Here is a 20,172-nt window from a genome sequence, read left to right as displayed (position 1 = left end):
GAGGGTAAATTTTGCATTCTATGTTCCTTAATTACGCTAACGCCCAGGCCAATGTCTGCTCAAGCAAACGGGCACCTTGCGTGGTTAAAATCGATTCCGGGTGGAATTGGTAGCCACAAACCCGGTGAGCATCATGGCGGACAGCCATGACCATCTCGCCAAAACGGGCGTTAACGGTTAATTCTGTCGGGATATTGCTGCCAACTAATGAGTGGTAGCGGGCAACCGGCAATGGATTAGGCATATTGGCAAACATGCCTTGCCCATCGTGTTCAATGGCAGAAGCTTTGCCGTGCAATATTTCACCCGCCTGACCAACGTGACCGCCATAAGCTTCAACAATGGCCTGGTGACCCAAGCAAATGCCGATAATGGGTAATTGTCCACGTAAACGCAGTAGTAATTCAGGCATACAACCGGCCTGAGCGGGTGTGCCGGGGCCGGGAGAGAGCATCAGCACAGGTTGTTCGAGTTGTTGCAGGCGCTCAATAATGGTTTCTGCGGCAATATGATTACGGTAAATCACCACGCGATGACCACTGGCACGCAGCTGGTCAACCAAGTTGTAAGTAAAGGAATCGATATTATCGAGCAGCAAGATATCGGCCATTAGAAGGTCTCCCTGGCATGGTGTGCGGTGGCAATTGCCCGCAAAACAGCACGTGCTTTATTGCGGGTTTCATCGGCTTCTGCCTGTGGAATGGAGTCGAGTACGACACCGGCACCTGCTTGAACGGTGGCAATGCCATCCTCGACATAAGCCGAGCGGATAACAATGCAGGTATCCAAATCACCGTGTGCAGTAAAATAGCCGACAGCGCCGCCGTAGCTGCCACGTCGTGAACCCTCACTGCCAGCAATCAATTGCATGGCTCGTACTTTGGGCGCACCGCTCAGGGTGCCCATGTTCATGCAGGCCTGATAGGCGTGCAGAACATCCAAATCGTGGCGCAATGTGCCCACAACGCGAGAGACCAGATGCATGACAAAGGAGTAGCGGTCAACTTTGGTCAGGTCGGCGACATAACGGCTGCCCGGCTCACAAATGCGCGCCAGATCATTACGGGCTAAATCCACCAACATCAAGTGCTCCGCGAGTTCTTTATGGTCAGTGCGCATCTCCAGCTCAATGCGGCTGTCCAAATCGCGATCCAGCTCGCCATTAGTACGGCGACCACGCGGGCGAGTACCCGCAATGGGGTAAATTTCAATTTGGCGGTTAGTGGCATCGTATTTCAGTGCACTTTCCGGTGAAGCCCCGAACAGAGAGAATTCATTATCCTGCATAAAGAACATATAAGGGCTTGGGTTATGGTCTTTCAGTGTCTGGTAAGCGGCTAAAGGTGAGGGGCAAGGCAGAGAAAACCGGCGGGAAGGCACCACTTGGAAAATTTCGCCTTCACGAATGGCAAGCTGTAACTCACTTACGACCGCGCCATATTCTTCATCTGACTGGTTACACTGTAACGTCATTTCTGGTACTGACATGGCCGGAATAGGCTGCGGTGCCTGTTGTAACTGATGACTAAGCTGCTCTAAGCGGGCCGTCAGTCGTTGATGTTCGTTGCTATCCGGTGTGAACAGACTCGCTTGTAAATGAGTTGAACGATGTTGATGGTCTAATATCAGTAAGGTTTCGGCCAGATAGAAACAGAAATCGGGGCAACGGTTTTCATCACGCAGCGGTGGTAAGTTTTCAAAACCAGCAACCAAATCGTATGCGAACAGGCCCCCGAGGAACATCGCTTCACGCTCGGTCTCTGGAGTGCTGACCAATGTGAGTAGCAGGCGTAAAGCATCAAAAACGGACAGTGCTTGTAAGCGAGAATCTTCATCTTGCACTTCATTAATGATGGGGAAGGTTAATTCACGGCCATTAGGGCGCACTTGAATGTTAACTTCTGCCGGTAGAGCGGCATCCAATAAGGATAATAAAGACGCACCATTACGCGTCAGTGCCTCAATGGTCACTTTTTGCCCGAGTGCAGTGATACGCAGTGCGCTGTCGATAATGAGCAGACTTTTCAGGTTCTGTTTGCTGGTTACCTCGGCTGACTCCAGTAATAATGTTGCAGGGCGAGCGCCGCAAAGCTGATGAAACAGTGCAGTGGGATCATCGCGATAACACGCCGTGGCGGTGAGTAACTGTAAAGTAGGGCGTGAAGTTTGCATCATTGTCTATTGATCCTAAAAAGATGTGATCCTGAAAAAGTGATTACGCCAAAATTTGTCCATAAAAAAACCCGCTATTAGCGGGCTGAAGCAATCTGCACTGTCTGATGACGGATATGCGTGATTACATCGCCCGAGTGAGGGAGATGTGCCACCAACGTAGTAAGGAAATCAGGGAAGTTTTCATTATCAGTCACGACTCTCTAAGATTGCTTTATTCGAGGATATCATTGGTTTCCTCGTGAACTTGCGTACTAGTTAACTGGTTCGCGAAGTGAATGTCAACCCCTGAGTGATTGTTTTTTAATTGTGCGTTACCGGGCTGATGTGCCCGGATTTCAATTAAAGTGCGTAAAGTCCTTATTAGCAGGTATCATAACCAACCACGTTTTTTCTGGATTTTCTGTTTTGGTTAATAAGACCGTTTTGATAAATAAACCCGTTGTGTCTGATAACACCACTTTAGCTGATACGGCTGAATCACCTGATAGAGTCGCTGAGTCTTCGGCTTTTACTCTCTATGATTTACACAGTCATACTACGGCATCCGACGGCTCGTTGACGCCAGCGGCATTAGTCGTGAGGGCTGCGCAAATGCGTGTGGGAGTCTTGGCTATCACCGATCACGATACCACTGCGGGGTTAGCAGAAGCGGCGGCGACTATCGCCGAGCAACAACTGGCATTGCGGCTTATTCCGGGGGTGGAAATCTCCACATTATGGGAAAACCATGAGATCCATATTGTGGGGCTAGGCATTGATATCCATCATGAAAGTATTTGTAAATTATTGAGTGAGCAATCCGAACACCGTTATGTCCGAGCGCAGGAGATAAGCGCTCGTTTGGCTAAAGCGCGCATTCCTGATGCTTGGGAAGGGGCTAACCGATTGGCGAGTGGGGGTCAGGTAACTCGTGGGCATTTTGCTCGTTATTTGGTTGAGTTAGGGCTTGCCAGCAATGTCGGGCAGGTTTTTAAGAAATATTTAGCCAAAGGTAAGACCGGTTATGTTCCTGCTCAATGGTGTACAATAGAACAAGCTATTGATGCGATTAAGCAATCTGGTGGGCAAGCGGTGCTAGCACATCCTGGTCGCTATGATTTAACCGCAAAATGGCTAAAGCGGTTATTGGCGCATTTTGCTGAACATGGCGGAGATGCCATGGAAGTTGCCCAGTGTCAGCAAGCTCCTCATGAACGGGCGCAGCTTGCCCAATATGCGCGTGACTATAATTTACTTGCATCCCAAGGGTCTGATTTCCATCAACCTTGCTCTTGGATTGAATTGGGCCGCAAACTGTGGCTGCCCGCTGGGGTGGAGCCGGTATGGCGTGATTGGCCTATAGAGCCAGACAACTCGTACGTTGAATGATGAGGTAGAGTCATGAGTCAATTTTTTTATATTCACCCGGAAAATCCACAGCCTAGATTAATCAACCAAAGTGTTGATTTTTTACGTAAAGGCGGGGTGATTGTGTATCCGACAGATTCTGGTTATGCCCTTGGCTGCCGCTTAGAAGATAAATCGGCAATGGAACGTATCTGTCGCATTCGCCAATTGGATGGTCATCATAATTTTACCTTGATGTGCCGTGATTTGTCAGAGCTGTCCACTTACGCCTATGTGGATAACACGGCTTTTCGTTTGATCAAAAATAATACACCCGGCAACTACACCTTTATCTTAAAAGCGACCAAAGAAGTTCCTCGGCGTTTGATGAATGATAAACGCAAAACTATCGGTTTACGTGTGCCGTCTAATCCGATTGCGCTGGCGTTGCTGGATGTCTTGGGTGAGCCGTTGATGTCGACCACATTGATGCTACCGGGCAATGATTTCGCGGAATCTGACCCAGAAGAAATCAAAGAGCACTTAGGTAAACAAGTGGATTTGATCATTCATGGTGGTTCATTGGGCCAACAACCTACGACCGTCATTGATTTGACAGACTCTTCCCCTGAAGTTATCCGCGAAGGAGCGGGGGACACCACACCGTTCCGCTAAATTTCATCTTGTGTATTCGCAGTGGTTGGATGCGGCATAAATTTTATCGTGACATGCCGATATCCAACCTGCTTATCAATCCTGCCCGAACCAATAAAAGTCTTTTACCTATTATTGTTGGCGTTGAGCCTTCATCAAATATTGCTATAGACTTAATCGATCCCTAAATAAATAATCAATAATATTAGTGTGTTACTCCGATCTTACTCAGATTTGTTCTGCTGTATTCGCGAGAAGGGATTTCTGATTCTGTCATTTAGATTCACCTGCATTAATTTTTAGCTAAATTATTATCAATAATTAACATTATATTATTTTGATTATTTAACTGATTTAAATGAATAGTTATTTTTAAGACATATCCAACGAAAATTTAATTGTAAATATGGCTATATTAATGTCATTTTTATTTAACGATCTTTTATTCTTCGACTCAAGAGTGCCAACAGAACAATATTCTAGTATATCTAGATATGATTACATTGATAGGATAAAGTGTCGAATTTGTGATTATTGCGATCATAAAAACCAAAAAAATCATTTTTTATGTATAATCTGCACGTTTTCTATAAAAAATAGTCAAAAAAATCAAATACGTGATGTTTAAAAGATGAATTTTATTAAAAACATCATTCTTATGTTTGAGTGCATGTAACTTCTTTTGATTATTATGTGCCCGTAAGCCGTTATAGTGAGTCACTGGTGTAAATAATGAATATAAAATATCTTATTCTATAATCTTATATGGTTATGAGAATATTCTTATTTAAATCGATTTTTAACCGATTGATTTTTATTGTAAATAAATTCATTTCTTCGTATTTGTAGGATTCGTCCTACTCATGTAGTTCTCTGCTCCTATATATCTATATGGCATAGCGAGTTTAATATCCCTATTAATGAGCCAATGTCAGAGTTAAACCATTTTCTAGTGGGCGTTTACCAACTCAATTATTTTTTTAGTTGAGTATGACTCTTGCTCGTTAATTATGACCAATAACATATAGAGAAAATTGAGAATTTTATGAATCGAGTATTTAAAGTCATTTGGAATAGTGCACTAGGTCGCTATGATGTGGCGTCAGAGTTTTCCAAATCCGGTAAAAAAACCAAGTCATATTGTTCAGGTGTGATTGGTACAACCTTAAGTTTAAGAGCGCCCGCTCGTCTGAGCCAGATGGCCATCGCCTTGATGTTCACATTCGGGGCCAGCTCTTCTTTTGCGGCAGATATTACTGTTCCGGTATTTACGCCTGAAGTTGATTTTGAACAATCCTTCACAGGCGCGGGGAATACTTTATCGGGGAGTTTTAGCAACATTGCCCGAGGTGATGCCGGTTTTAAAAATAGTAAGCTAGGGGATATTCCAGCGGGGAATTTCCTCTATGGTGCAGAGAATCTGATCAGTAAAAATATTTTCAATTTAGGTGACATGGTGACTGAAACTTTCCTTGATCCTAAAGGAACGGGTGCATTAATTACTATTAATGTGTACAGCAGCACGGCGATGTCGATTAAACCACTTGCCGATTTTGCGGTACCCGTATCCTATGCTGTCGGTGAAAATGGTCAGTATGTGAATCGTAATTTATTCCATGTGCAGGATAGCAGTGACCTGACAGTGAATGTTGGTAGTACCGCATCTGGTTGGGTTAATGATGGTACGAATTATTTTAGCGCCATTCTGAAAGGTGGCTTAAAAAGTGAGGCGGCAGCAACCACGTCTTCTGGATTCTATGTCGATTCAGATAACGCATCATCTCAGAATACTGTACTCAATTATAATGCCAAAACAGTTGTCAATCTGGGTAATAACAGCAATAACATACGTGACAGAAGCACCTCAGTTGCCAATGCGGTACTTGATGACTTTACCGGCGCTTTCACCAGTCCTTATTTAGGTGCCCAAAATGTTCAAAATTTTGCTGATTTTCAAAAATACAACAATGATTTGATCGCAGGTATTAAAAGTGGTGCGATTGTTCTCGACAGTAAAGGTTATCAGGCCGAGCTGGCACGCGCCTATTTTACTAACGACTCTAATACCTCACCAAAAGTTACCCCGATCTATCTCGATATGGGGATTGATGCCAATGATGCTGTAAATCATATTATCGACTCTTCCCGCGTTGCCTTTATTCATGGTGATGGTCAGCATGCCATTGTGAATATTGGCACTGATGCCAACATTCAAGCTTTTAACACCGATATTTCGGTTGTGCGTCTACAAGACGGTGCAACATTGAATAACGCAGGGATATTAGGTTCGGCTGCGGGAACGGTTCGTGGCACCAATATTATTTTAGCAACAGACAGTACGGTAATTAACGAAGCAACAGGGGTTCTGGATGCCGGGACTAACCCTGATATGCTGGATTTTAAACCTATACCGTCTGCCACATTACCACTGAATGTCGCCAGTGGGAGTCATACCGCGATTTTAGCGAATGGCACCTCTTCAGTGACTAACAATGGCGTGATTAATACTGCTTCACGTGGCACCAGTGTTTATACCCGCGCAGCTATTATTGACGGCAACTCCACATTGGTTAATAACGGGGCAATAAACATTGCCGCAACTGTTGATACATCCCCTGCAGCAGGATATCTGAACGAAGGGGTGAGTGTTCAGAAAGGCTCTACCTTTGAGAATAATGGCACCGTCTATGTGGGCCGCCAAGCCCAGCGCTCATTAACCGATGTGGTCACTGATCTGGCAATAAAAACAGAGTCTTATGCCGTTAAACTCATTCAAGATACTGTTAATTTGAGCAATATCGCCACTTTTATCAATAATGTGGGCGGTAAAATTGTCATTGGCAGCAAAACTGAAAACTCCACCGCAATTATTGCACAAGGTGTCAGAACCGCCGTTAGTCAGAACGGTACGATTGAGTTGAATGGTGCGGGTGCAACGCCGGGGCAAAATGCAGCACAAAATGTCGGTATTTCTTCCAGCCAGAACGCCACCAATGTTGTCAATAATGGCGATATTATTATCAATGGTATCAATACTGTTGGCATGAAAGTATTGGCAGGCAGCGCCGCGACTAACGCGGGTAATATTTATGTCAATAAAGGGCTTGATGCGGCGACCAATCTGGCCAACTACGGTATTCAAGCGGTGGGGACGGGGGCTGCGGCTAACCTTTCCGGTCAGGTTAACCTTACGGGCGACGGCGCTATTGGCGTAGTGGCTGAAGATAAGGGCACTATTAATGTCACCGGTAATGGTCAGGTTGAGTTTGTTTCAGGTAAGAAACAAGTGGGATATCTGATTTATGGTGCAGGTGCCAGTGTCAATAACACTGCAGTGGGTGCTGAGACGGTGTCAACTGAAGGCTCTACTTTGTATCGTGTTGATAAAGGAGCCAGTTTTGCTGGAACCACTGCCTCAACCATGAATGCAACCGGTCAGAATTCATCGTTGATTCAGGTCACGGGAGTGGGCAGTAGCTTCAGCTCTGGTGCACTAGATATGGTGCTCTCGGGTGAAGGTGCCACCGGGGTGAAAGTTGAAGGTGGGGCGACCGGTACGATCACCGCTGACGCTAGCCTGATCCTCAGCGGTAATGGGGCCACCGCCGGTATTGTTGACGGTAATTACTACGGTTTGGATGGTATCGCGACTGGGACTACTGGCCAGTCTGTCTTAACCAGCTCGGCGGTATTGACGACGGGTAATACCGCTTCTGGCGCCTATGGTTATATTGCCCGCAACGGTGGTGAGTTGATCCACAAAGGTTCTATCGACTTTACTCAATCTGGCAGCACGGGTGTGCTAGTCGATGGAGGGATCCTGACGAACCAAAATCAGATCTCAGTGAATGGCACTGCCGTAAATATTCAAGGCGCTAATTCGACAGTCAATAACTCGGGTACCGTCAATGCGACTGATGGCACCGCCGCTTTCTTATTGGGGACAGGCGCTAGCTTGACCTTGTCGGGTAATGGTGAAACCAAAGCCGGTGGCACGGCCCATGGTGTGCTGTTGGATACCGGTGCCACAGCACTGACCGTGGATGGTGCCACCATCACCATGACAGCCGGTGGTTCCGGTAATGCTATTGAGAACAAAGCCGAAATTTCAGGTATTCAGTTAAAAGACACCACGTTGACCGTGGGAAATGGCGCGGGTATTCGTACCGGTGCTTCAATGGCGGCCACTAACTCGGGCACCATCAATGTGAACGGCAGTGGTACCGGTATTTTGTTTGCCAATACCGGCGATACCATTACCGATAACACATTGGATATGTCCGACTCGGCTGACTTGGTGATTAACGTCAATTCCGCCGCGGGCAAAGGGATTGTGACTAATTCCAGTCAGAATCTGAAAACCGGTGCCAGCGTGAATGTCAATGATGCCGCAGGCGGTGCCGCTCTGATTGTGCAAGGCACCACCAGTGAGGTCGAGCAGTCTGGTAACTTGATATCACAGTCACTAACTAACCCGGTGGTGGATATCAACAACGGTTATGTCACCAGTTTCGTCAACAGTGGCGCGATCCATGCCAACAGTGCGGCGCAGCAGGCGGTGGTGACTAATACCGGGAGCGGTGTGGCCTTCACTAACCAGACGGGTGGCAGCATTATCGGCCAGGTCAATTTATTGACTGGAAACAACACTGTCACCTTGATGCAAGGCAGTAAAGGGACGGATTTCACCACCGGCAGCGGTGATGACGAATTTATCCTAAAAGATCTGACACTGGCTGATACTGGCGTGTTCAGTTCGCTGAATGGTGGCACAGGTAGCGACACCCTGACCTTTGATAACTCGGTGTATACGCTGAGTGATGTTGATACCATCCAAAATATGGATTACATCGACCTGATTAATAACTCCACACTGACATTGGATAATGTCTTGCTGGCACTGGGTAATGCTCAGGATGACAATGCCGATACGGGTTTTAACCTAGGTGATGGCAGCCTGCTGCAGATTAACAACCTGAATGCAGTGGACTTTAACAGCAAACTTAATGGCTTGGGTACAGTAGCAGTAAATGCCGCAGGTAATGCATTCAACTTTACTACCAACGCGGCACAAAATGCCTTCAATGGTGTATTGGCATTAGGACACGCCACTTTTGAACTGGCGGCTGAAAATACCTCGGCACTGGTGAATGCAACCCTGAAAGCGGGAGCAGATAGCTTTACAACCGTGGGCGATGGTGTTCAGACTATCGGCGGGCTGGCCTTCGATGGCGGTACGGTGAAGTTTAACACCGGCACACCGGGTGAAACGGTAGCGAAAAGCACGATTCACACCACGAAGGAGATGAATTTACTCGGCACCGGTACGGTAGAAGTGAATATCGAGAGTGTTGATAACAGCCAGACTCCCGTTAATCCTACCTTGCCAATTATGGAACAAGATGATGCCAACACGCTATTGCAGCTAGCAACAAGTGATGTTGCGGTACAAGGTAATGGCGGCAATCTGGTGCTGCAAGACCAGTATGGCAATGTCATTACTGACGCCACCACGGCAGATATTGCCCAAAATGGCACCACGGTCGCTAGAGGAACTTATGATTATCGCCTGACCAGCGGTGTGGGTAACGATGGATTGTATGTCGGTTACGGTCTGACGCAAGTTGAGTTACTGGGAAGCGGCGCTGACGCATTGTCACTGTATGCCACCAATAAAACCGGCCCAGCAGCAGATTTGAGTGCCAAAATCACCGGCATGGGTGAGCTGGCCATTGATACCGGCGCAGGCAATACCGTAACACTGTCCAATCTGAACAACGACTACACCGGCGCGACTGAGGTTCGCAGTGGCACCCTGCAAATGTCGAATGACAATGTGCTGGGGAATACGTCACTGTTATCTCTGGCAGCCGATACCGCCTTTGATATGAACGGTCATAGCCAGACAGTAGGTGAATTGAACGGTACTGCCGGTTCCTCATTGAACGTCAATGGCGGCAGTCTGACCCTGAGTCAAGGCGGTATTTCAGACGGTGAACTCACCGGTAAAGGCGCGTTGACGATCGCTGCCGATGTGCTGACGGTTAATGGGGCTAACACAGGCCTGAGCGCAGTAACGACCATTGCCAGTGGTGCGCAGGCGTTACTGAACAATGCCGCCGGTCTGGGTGATGGCAACATTATCAATGCCGGTCTATTAACATTGACCAGTGCGACAGGTCAGTTGGTGAATGCCATCAGTGATGCGGGCAGTGTGGTATTGCAGAATAATAGCGACATCATCGCCAGCGGTGATAACAGCCTGTTCAGCGGCCTGTTTGATATTAACAACGCTAGCCAGCTTACTGTTTCTCAGGCGGCGAACCTGGGCACGGCGTCCGTGACCAATAATGGTTCGCTGGTATTGAACTCAGATGCTGATTGGGCATTAGCAAATAGCGTTACTGGTAGCGGTAGTCTGACTAAGAATGGCACTGGCACGGTATCGTTAACACCGTCTGCGGCCTATACCGGCCAGACAGATATCAAGGCAGGCGGCCTGATCTTGGGCAGCAATGCAGATCCAATGACACTGGCTAGCCAGCAAGTGAATATTGCCAACGGTGCCTTTATGGGCGGCTTTGGCGGCGTAGCTGGTGCGATTGATAACCAAGGCGTATTGTTTGTCGGCAATCCGGTAGCACCAGTGACGTCAATACTGAGCCGTTTGGCACCTGCCAGCAACGTATTCACGGTGGGGACGGATTTAACCAACAGCGGCACGGTCTTTATTGGCAATAAAACCAGTAACGGTACTGGCACCACCGGTAATCAGTTAGTGGTAAATGGTCATTATATTGGTAACAACGGATTGCTGCATTTCAACACGGCGCTGGGTGATGACAACTCTGCAACGGACAGCATGATAGTCAACGGCAGCACCAGCGGAACCACTAATGTGAGTGTGGATAACGCAGGAGGGCTTGGCGCTAAAACGCTCAATGGTATTGAGTTGATTCAGGTCAACGGCCAGTCTGACGGTAATTTCGTGCAAAGTGGTCGTATTGTGGCTGGTGCGTATGATTACAGCCTGAAACGCGGTGTGGGACAGAATGCCAGCAACTGGTATCTAACCAGCTTAGGCAATGTGCCGGTTGATCCAGAAAACCCGGAAAATCCAGAAAATCCAGAGAGTCCGGTGAATCCTGGTGAAGAAATCAAACGCCCTGAGGCTGGAAGTTACACTGCTAACTTGGCCACGGCTAACAATATGTTCGTGACGCGACTGCATGATCGTTTAGGGGAAACTCAATATATTGATGCGCTGACTGGCGAGCAGAAAGTCACCAGTATGTGGTTACGAAATGAAGGTGGGCATAATCGTTCGCGTGATATGAGTGGCCAGTTGAAGACCCAAAGCAATCGGTACGTGATGCAATTGGGGGGCGATATTGCTCAGTGGAGCAATAATGATCTGGACCGTTTACATTTAGGCGTAATGGCGGGTTACGGTAACAGCAAGAGCAACACTCATTCGGCATCGGGTTATCAGTCTGATGGTTCAGTTGATGGTTACACTACCGGTGTGTATGGCACTTGGTATGCTAACAACGAAGACAAGTCAGGATTGTATGTAGACGGCTGGGCGCAATATAGCTGGTTCAACAATACGGTGAAAGGTGAGGGCCTGGCGACAGAAGAGTACAAATCGAAAGGGGTAACCGCCTCAGTAGAGAGTGGCTACACCTTCAAGATTGGCGAAAACAAGGCTAAGAATGAAACGTACTTTATCCAGCCGAAAGCGCAGATAACGTGGATGGGTGTGAAGGCAGACGAGCACCGTGAAGCCAATGGCACTCAGGTGAGTGGTCAGGGCGATGGTAATATCCAGACGCGTCTTGGGGTTCGTTCTTATATGAAAGGACACCATGCTAGCGACAATGGTAAAGACCGTGAATTCCAGCCGTTTGTTGAAGCCAATTGGATCCATAACACCAAAGACTTCGGTACAACGATGAACTCCGTTGAGATGAAACAGGCTGGAGCGAAGAATATTGGTGAGTTGAAACTGGGCGTTGAGGGGCAACTGAATAAACAACTCAATGTTTGGGGCAACGTAGGCCAACAATTGGGCGATAAAGGCTACAGCGATACTGCTGTCATGCTAGGGGTGAAATACAACTTCTAATCGTCATCTTCTCTTATAAATAACGGTGCTTCGGCACCGTTATTTATATTCTATCAAATTGATTAAACACCATTCTATATCGACCCAAAAATCGTGAAAAAGGAGTGACATAACGTCATGGGAGTCATTGTTGTTAGTGAGTGTAGCTTAACAAGATTATCTCTAAAGATTGTTGTTGAGGGAATAAAATTAATTCCTAATGAAAGTGATAATATTAATTTATACTCCTCTGTTGATAATGCTAGCCTCTATAATCCACTTCCCCCTCGCAGTGTTATTATTTTCGATGTTGACAATATTTCACCGACTAAAGTATTCAATACCATTGATAAGATAAGGATGTTCAACCCTCATGTCTTTATTATGATTTTTAGTCGAAAAGGTGAAAATACAGAGGATTTCATCTACTTGTCAGCGTTGTGTGATGGTGTCTTATGTAAAACAGCAGCTCTTGAACAAATAGCAGATATGCTTATGGGATTATTATTATCAAAAAAATCACCTAAGGAATCTGACCGATTTGTTTTTTACAGGAAAATAAAAAATCAACTAACCCACAGAGAAAATGAAGTTCTGGAGTGTCTCCTGTCTGGAATGACGAATAATGCAATTTCAGAAAAACTTGATATGAAAAGTAAAACCGCAAGTGCTCATAGACGTAATATATATAACAAGTTGGGAGTTAAAGTTATTAGTGGAATGCTTAAGGATTTATTGGCTAAAAACAATAAGTGAGTTTCAATCATAAAAATATATATTTCTTAAATACAATCAACCTTACCCAACCAAGATAATTCTTAAATTATTTAAACTTTTCTTGATATATTAGCGCGCCTTCTCATTTGATATATTTTGTTATTGATTTGCTGATGTTGTGTTCTATTTATTATGGCGGTGACAATTAACGTTTCATTTTTTGCACTGCATCAATAAATTAGATTAAATTCATATTTTTTTTGCCTTAAATTTAATTAGGGTGATCAACTGATTTATATAAATAATATGAGATATAAAACCATTAATTCCTGAAAATACGATCTTTCCATCCATATCGAGATCTTCGAGTAGTATAATCATCTGGTCTATTGAGTTAATTCAGCTTATAGATCTGACATATCGCCATTTGACAGCATAAAAGATCGCGATGTAAGGTGTCCCTGCTACAAATGTTGGGTGACCCCTTAATTGAACGAATCTGACTGATATCACGGCAAAAGAGCAATGCGGGATGATATCAGTCTTAGGGGTATAATATCCAATAGAAGGTTGAATACTTATAAAGGATTAATGAGGGTATTTTATGAAAGCAGTGGCGATAGTAGTATTGATGGCAAGTGCAGTATTGGGAGGATGCAGCACACAAGCAAAGGTTGACTCCGAGAAACAGACAGCCGCCATTATTAAAAAGAGTACCAACGATCAGTGCGTCAATAATTTTTCCATGGTCAAAAAGCTTAACACCAATGAGTTCGGTGTATTTAGAGGGCAATTCGACCAAATCAACGATATGTATGCATTTTTAGAACAAAACCGAAACATTTTGGATAACGATCCGAAGCAACTCATTTCTCTGGAACTGGATTCAAAACTTAAAATGGTGTGTGCCAGAGTTAGAAATACTGCGTTCAATGAAGTACAAAACAAAGTGAACTATCTCTCGCGGATTTAGTTTTTATTGACTAAGACACAGTGACACTTGCTATATTTAGTTATTATAACAATCAGTGTGTTTATGTTTTCGCATTTTATACGATGTTCATTCTTACATTTAGTAAGCGTAGATGTTGTATTTTTTGATGATAAGATATTTTTAATGTAACTATTAGAATTAGAGCAGTTTAGTTCGCTAAATTGCTCATTTCTTTTCGTCATGCGTTTTGTTTCTTTATTAAAAATGAGTTTATTGGGTGGAATACACAATCACATCATATGTTGGTCAGTGATGGGGTTTGTATTTCTGTCAATAATAAAACGGCTCGTATCTGCGCGGTCACGGATATCGCCATTCAAAATCGGAACTTTGAATCCACTATGAACGGTTTCCATTCAAATAAATCACTTATGCGAGTGGTTGCAATTAATACATTATTAATGCAATTACTGCTGCCTATAACAATAGCTTTCACGCCGTTAATATCATTATCTGTTCGTGCAGATGAAATAGACGAGATAATGGCAAAGATGAGGTCCTCCGAAATACTGGTTGAACCTATGGCAGCGGCACCTAATACTTATTCTGAACAGCCAAATAATTATATTAAAGAACCGGTTGTTCCTTACCATTCTCAATCAAAGAATCCCTTCATAGAGAAAGAAGAAGCTACAAATTTACCGCAAGGTAGCACATTACCTGATTTAGGTTCTGATAATGCTCAGGAGTCAAATAGCTCTGGAGCGAATAAATTTAATCTTACTGAAGATACTGTTGCCAGCACCGCAACCCAATTTTGGGGCGTAATGGGAAGTGATAACTCAGCAAAAGCCGCAGAAAGTGCCGTGAGAGGGGTTTCCTCTGGTTTGGCAGCGCAGGCGGCCTCTGATTGGCTAAATCAATTTGGTCATGCGCGCGTACAACTTAATTCTACTGGCACGGGTAACGCCGATATATTACTGCCGCTGGTGGAATCTCAAGACAACCTGTTATTTGGTCAGTTAGGTGTGCGTTACGATGGTTATCGGACTACCAATAATGCGGGTATTGGGGTCCGCCAATTTACTGAAAACTGGATGTTCGGCGTTAACAGTTTTTATGACTATGACCTGACCGGAAAAAATAGCCGTTTAGGGGTAGGGGCTGAAGCCTGGACTGATAATCTCAAATTTTCTGCCAATGGCTATTTTCGTTTAACTGACTGGCATCAGTCAGTGCTGTCCGAAATGGAAGATTATAACGAACGCCCGGCCAATGGTTTTGACGTCAGGGCCATGGCCTATCTGCCTAGCTATCCTCAGCTAGGTGGCTCGTTAATGTATGAAAAATATTTCGGCAAAGGTGTCGCGCTGAATAGTGGTAAGACCAACCCAGATGATTTAGGTGATTCACCGTCAGCGGTAACATTGGGTGTTAATTATACGCCGATCCCGCTAGTTACCGTCGATGTGGCGCATAAGAAAGGCCAGAATACCGCCAATGAGCTTCAGGTGGGTCTGAACTTTAATTACCGCTTCGGTGTGCCTTGGATTGATCAAATCAATAAAGACACGGTTGGCTTGATGCGCAGTCTGGCGGGTAGCCGTTATGATTTGGTTGATCGCAATTACAATATTGTCATGCAGTATGAGAAACAAAATCTTATTAATTTAACGCTGCCAGCATCGATTTCTGCTCATGCCTTAGAAAATGTCACTCTGACAGGTGTTGTGGCGTCGAAATATGGTGCTGAACGTGTTGAGTGGAGTGCACCGATATTGATTACCACTGGTGGTGCCTTGATGCCACTGGCGATGGAATCGGCCTCCGTTACACTACCTGCTTATCAACATCTGCAAAACGTCAACAGCTACCAAGTCAGTGCCGTTGCCTATGATGTTCGTGGCAATAAATCGAATACAGCGACCACGAATATTATTGTGCAGGAATCTCCACATCAGATAGCGCTGAATGTTGTGGGTTCTAATACGAGCGCGACGGCTGACGGTGCTTCGCTAGTCACTTATCGGGCATTAGTGGTTGATACCGCCAATGGAGCCAACACACCGATGGCGGGCATGAACGTCATGTTTAATGCCACAGTTGGTGACATTGTCACGCCAAGTGCGACCACTGATAATTTAGGAAGAGCGACTGTTTCAGTTAAGAGCACTCGAGCTGGTACTGGGCAGGTTCATGCTGTGTTGGATAATGGCAACAGAGCACAAGCCGCAGTGGCGTTTCTTGCTGACGAAAGCACCGCCACCATCTTGGGTGAGAACCTGACCGTACTGAGCAACAATGCATTGGCCAATGGCGCGGCGACCAATAGCGTGATGGCTGTCATAACGGATGCTAATGGTAACCCTGTTCCCAATATGCTGGTGAATTTCAGTGCAGACAACAGCGCCACACTGTCACTTTCTAGCGGCACTACTGACACGAATGGGGCAATTACCGTGATGCTGACGAACGACACCACAGGTGCCGTCAATGTAACAGCCACACTCAATGGAACCAGCCGAAGTGTCGCGGTTAACTTTGTTCCAGACACTGGCACGGCGACAATTGTCGACGGTGCGCTGACTGTACAAAGTGATAATGCCCTCGCCAATGGCAATGCAAGTAACAGTGTTAAAGCTATTGTGACCGATGCTCACGGAAACCCCATTCCTAATATCGCCGTGGCTTTTACCGCCAGCAATGGTGCAAATATTGTGGCTAATGGAACAACGGGAGCCGACGGTTCAGTGACGCAATCACTGACCAATGTGACTGCGGGTGTAACGCGTGTAACTGCTTCAATTAATGGTATTAGCCGGACAGTGGATGTGACGTTTATCCCCGATAGTGGAACGGCCACACTTGCCAATGGTGCACTGACAGTTAGTCGCGACAATGCACTGGCTGATGGTAGTGCCACTAATGAGGTGAAAGCAGTAGTGACCGATGCCACAGGCAACCGGGTACCGAATCAGATCGTGACGTTCGGTGCAGATAACGGTGCGGTGATAGCCGCTAGTGGCACCACGGATGCCAATGGCGAAGTGATTTTGCAGCTAACCAACAGCACAGCCGGTATGGTGCATATTACCGCGACAGTCAATAGTCAGAGTCGAAGTGTGAATACCACCTTTATTCCTGACAGTGGCACGGCAACTATCGCGAGTGGTGCGCTGACGATTATCAGTGATAACGCGTTGGCGAATGGTGTTGCAACGAACACTGTAAAAGCTGTTGTCACCGATGCGTTCGGCAATCTCATACCGAATTTGGTGGTCACGTTTAGTGTAGGTAACAATGCATTAATCGCTACCAGTGGCACGACAGGTGCGGATGGTGCTGTCACGTTGCCATTGACCAATACTACCGCCGGGCTAAGTCATGTGACAGCGACAGTCAATGGGAACAGCCAGTCAGTGAGTGTGACATTTGTTCCTGATAGCGGAACCGCGACTATTCTCAGTGGAGCACTGACGGTTATCAGTGACAATGCACTGGCAAATGGCAGTGCGACCGACTCAGTAAAAGCGGTGGTGACCGATGCTACCGGTAATCTGGTCGTCAATCAGGTGGTGACTTTCAGTGCGAATAATGGCGCGGTAATCGCCGCCAATGGCACGACCGGTACAGATGGATCCGTGACCTTACCATTAACCAACACCACTGCCGGGATAACGCGTGTGACGGCGACGGTCAATGGCCATAGTCAGGCAGTGGAGGTGACCTTTATTCCGGATAGCAGCACAGCCACTCTTCTCGGTGGATCACTGACTATCACCCGCGACAATGCGATTGCTAACGGTATTGCGACCAACGCAGTGAAAGCTGTCGTCACGGATGCCAATGGTAATTTGGTGCCTAATCAAGTGGTGGCATTCAGCGCTAATCATGGTGGTGTGATTGCCGCCAGCGGAACTACCGATGCTGATGGTGCAGTGAACCTGCCGCTAACCAACACGACAACCGGACTGACACGTATAACGGCGACGGTCAATGGTCATAGCCAAACGGTGGACGTGACCTTTATTCCTGATGGTGGAACCGCCACCCTTACCAGTGGTTCACTAACCATCACCAGTGATAATGCGTTGGCAAATGGCAGTGCGACCAACGGGGTGAAAGCAGTCGTGACGGATTCAACAGGTAATCTGGTGCCTAATCAAGTGGTGACTTTCAGCGCTAATAACGGCGCAGTGATTGCCGCCAATGGCACGACGGGTGCTGATGGTGCGGTAACGTTACCACTGACCAACACGGTGGCCGGAGTGACCCGTGTCACTGCGACAATAAATGGTAGTAGCCAAAGCGTGGATGTGACGTTTATCCCTGATGGTGGCACCGCGACCATTCTCAGTGGTGCACTGACTATCACCAGTGATAATGCGTTGGCCAATGGCAGTGCGACTAACTCGGTGAAGGCCATAGTGACAGATGCTACTGGCAATCGGGTACCCAATCAGGTGGTGACGTTCAGTGCGAGCAATGGTGCGGTGATTGCCGCCAACGCTACGACGGGCACCGACGGTTCGGTGACTTTATCACTGACTAACGCCACTTCTGGGGTGAGCCACGTGACGGCGACGGTTAATGGTTACAGCCAGACGGTGGATGTCACGTTTGTTCCAGACAGTAGTACAGCAACCATTACCAGCGGAGCACTTAGTATTGAGGTCGATGGTGCACTGGCTAATGGTGTCGCGACGAACAGTGTCAAAGCGGTAGTCACCGATGCGCAAGGCAACCGAATACCTAATCTGGCAGTAACATTCAGTGCCAATAACGGGGCGGTAATTGCGGCCAGTGCTACGACAGCCTCAGATGGTTCGGTGACTTTGCCTCTGACAAATACCACATCAGGAATAAGCCGAGTCACCGCCACAGTCAATGGCAACAGCCAAGCGGTGGATGTGACCTTCATTCCAGACAGCAGTACGGCAACGATTGTGAGTGGAGCGTTGACTATCGAAACTGATGGTGCGCTGGCTAATGGTTCTGCTACCAACAGTGTCAAAGCGGTAGTCACCGATGCACAAGGCAATCGGGTACCGAACCTGCTAGTGAACTTCAGTGCCGATAATGGCGCAGTGATGACTGCCAGTGCTACGACAGGCCCAGACGGTTCGGTGACGTTACCGGTGAGCAGTACAACGGCTGGAGTGAGTCGAGTCACCGCGACGGTGAACGGTCATAGTCAAACAGTGGATATGACTTTTATTGCTGATGAAAGTACAGCCACCATTGTGGGCGGAGCACTGAGTGTTGAGGTTGATGGTGCGCTGGCAAATGGTTCTGCTACCAACAGTGTTAAAGCCGTGGTGACGGATGCCCATGGGAACCTGATACCTAATTTGCTGGTGAATTTCAGTGCCAATAATAGTGGTGTGATTGCGGCTAGCGGTACGACCGGCGCAGATGGCTCAGTGACGGTCACGTTGACCAATACTACCTCAGGGGTCAGCCGTGTTACTGCTACTGTGAATGGTAATAGCCAAAATGTAGATGTCACCTTTATTGCTGATGAAAGTACGGCAACTATTGTCGCTGGAGCACTGACGATTGAAGTTGATGGTGCGCTGGCTAATAGTGTCGCCACAAACAGTGTTAAAGCGGTGGTGACAGATGCTCAGGGTAACCGGGTGCCGAATCTGCTGGTGAATTTCAGTGCCGATAACAGTGGCGTGATTGCAGCCAGCGGTACGACCGACGCAGATGGCTCAGTGACATTGACCTTAACCAATACCAAATCAGGTATGACTAAAGTCACCGCGACGGTCAATGGTCATAGTCAAACGGTAGATACGACTTTCGTCTCTGATCCGAGCACGGCAAAGGTCAGTCTGGAATCTGTTATCGGCAATATGCCAGCGGATGGCACGGCACAAAATAGTGTTAAAGCCATTGTCACTGATGCATTTGACAATGTGGTCGCGAATCAATCAGTCAGTTTCAATGCCACTAATAGCGCAACGATCGCTGCCACCGGAACAAGCGATATAAATGGTGAAGTTATCGTGACACTCGTCAGTACTAATCCAGGGGAGAGTACCGTGACGGCAACAATCAATGGTACCAGTGATACGGATGTTATGACGTTTGTGCCCGTGCCATTTAGCATGAAATTTGTTTTAACAATGTAAGGCGATAGTGAAATAAATAACGGTATAGAGGGTATGTCCATAATGTTAATACCCTCTATGCGCAGCTGAATAGTTAAAAAAGAAGGCAATAATATTTACCGCAATTTATGCCTGCTTTG

The 20,172-nt window shown here is 46.6% G+C and carries 8 protein-coding genes, 1 pseudogene and 1 other annotated feature; of the genes and pseudogenes, 6 read left to right on the top strand and 3 right to left on the bottom strand.

Translation table 11 applies throughout. From position 1 onward, the window contains the following. Nucleotides 1-37: 37 nt before the first annotated feature. The 3 genes and pseudogenes from ACIOG0_RS11655 to trpL all read right to left on the bottom strand — a co-directional run. Nucleotides 38-610 (bottom strand): annotated as a pseudogene (locus ACIOG0_RS11655) (gamma-glutamyl-gamma-aminobutyrate hydrolase family protein); the annotation flags it as partial. Beyond that, nucleotides 610-2,172, bottom strand: a complete 1,563-nt coding sequence (locus ACIOG0_RS11650) for an anthranilate synthase component 1 (protein ID WP_128451559.1) — start codon at nt 2,170-2,172, stop codon at nt 610-612. The pseudogene ACIOG0_RS11655 and the gene ACIOG0_RS11650, both read right to left, overlap by 1 nt. Nucleotides 2,173-2,233: 61 nt before the next feature. Beyond that, nucleotides 2,234-2,335 (bottom strand) — a sequence feature (Trp leader region). Next, nucleotides 2,297-2,359 carry a trp operon leader peptide gene (gene trpL, locus ACIOG0_RS11645; protein WP_115155793.1) on the bottom strand — a complete coding sequence of 21 codons (63 nt, stop codon included), beginning with the start codon at nt 2,357-2,359 and terminating at the stop codon, nt 2,297-2,299. (Overlaps the previous feature by 39 nt.) A 257-nt stretch (nt 2,360-2,616) precedes the next feature. Here trpL and ACIOG0_RS11640 point away from each other — a divergent pair, with 257 nt between their 5' ends. The 6 genes from ACIOG0_RS11640 to ACIOG0_RS11615 all read left to right on the top strand — a co-directional run bounded on the left by ACIOG0_RS11640 (nt 2,617) and on the right by ACIOG0_RS11615 (nt 20,053). Then, nucleotides 2,617-3,543, top strand: coding sequence for an RNase RNM (locus ACIOG0_RS11640; RefSeq protein ID WP_087770257.1), 927 nt, complete (start codon nt 2,617-2,619; stop codon nt 3,541-3,543). A gap of 12 nt (nt 3,544-3,555) precedes the next feature. Further along, complete coding sequence (locus ACIOG0_RS11635) at nt 3,556-4,176, top strand: L-threonylcarbamoyladenylate synthase (protein ID WP_050101324.1); 621 nt, start codon at nt 3,556-3,558, stop codon at nt 4,174-4,176. A gap of 1,024 nt (nt 4,177-5,200) precedes the next feature. Beyond that, a complete protein-coding gene (locus tag ACIOG0_RS11630) occupies nt 5,201-12,283 on the top strand; it encodes an autotransporter outer membrane beta-barrel domain-containing protein (protein ID WP_128451531.1) in 7,083 nt (2,360 codons plus the stop codon). A 117-nt stretch (nt 12,284-12,400) separates the two neighbouring features. Next, nucleotides 12,401-13,018, top strand: coding sequence for a LuxR C-terminal-related transcriptional regulator (locus tag ACIOG0_RS11625; RefSeq protein WP_128451532.1), 618 nt, complete (start codon nt 12,401-12,403; stop codon nt 13,016-13,018). Between the two features lie 565 nt (nt 13,019-13,583). Then, a complete protein-coding gene (locus tag ACIOG0_RS11620) occupies nt 13,584-13,952 on the top strand; it encodes a hypothetical protein (RefSeq protein ID WP_050101321.1) in 369 nt (122 codons plus the stop codon). 503 nt (nt 13,953-14,455) lie between these two features. Next, nucleotides 14,456-20,053 (top strand): Ig-like domain-containing protein, encoded by a 5,598-nt coding sequence (locus tag ACIOG0_RS11615; RefSeq protein WP_164908378.1) that lies wholly within the window; start codon nt 14,456-14,458, stop codon nt 20,051-20,053. Nucleotides 20,054-20,172: the final 119 nt, after the last annotated feature.

Source organism: Yersinia vastinensis (genome assembly GCF_044905075.1).
GTDB classification, from domain to species: Bacteria; Pseudomonadota; Gammaproteobacteria; order Enterobacterales; family Enterobacteriaceae; genus Yersinia; species Yersinia vastinensis.
This window is presented reverse-complemented; position numbering and strand designations above follow the sequence as displayed.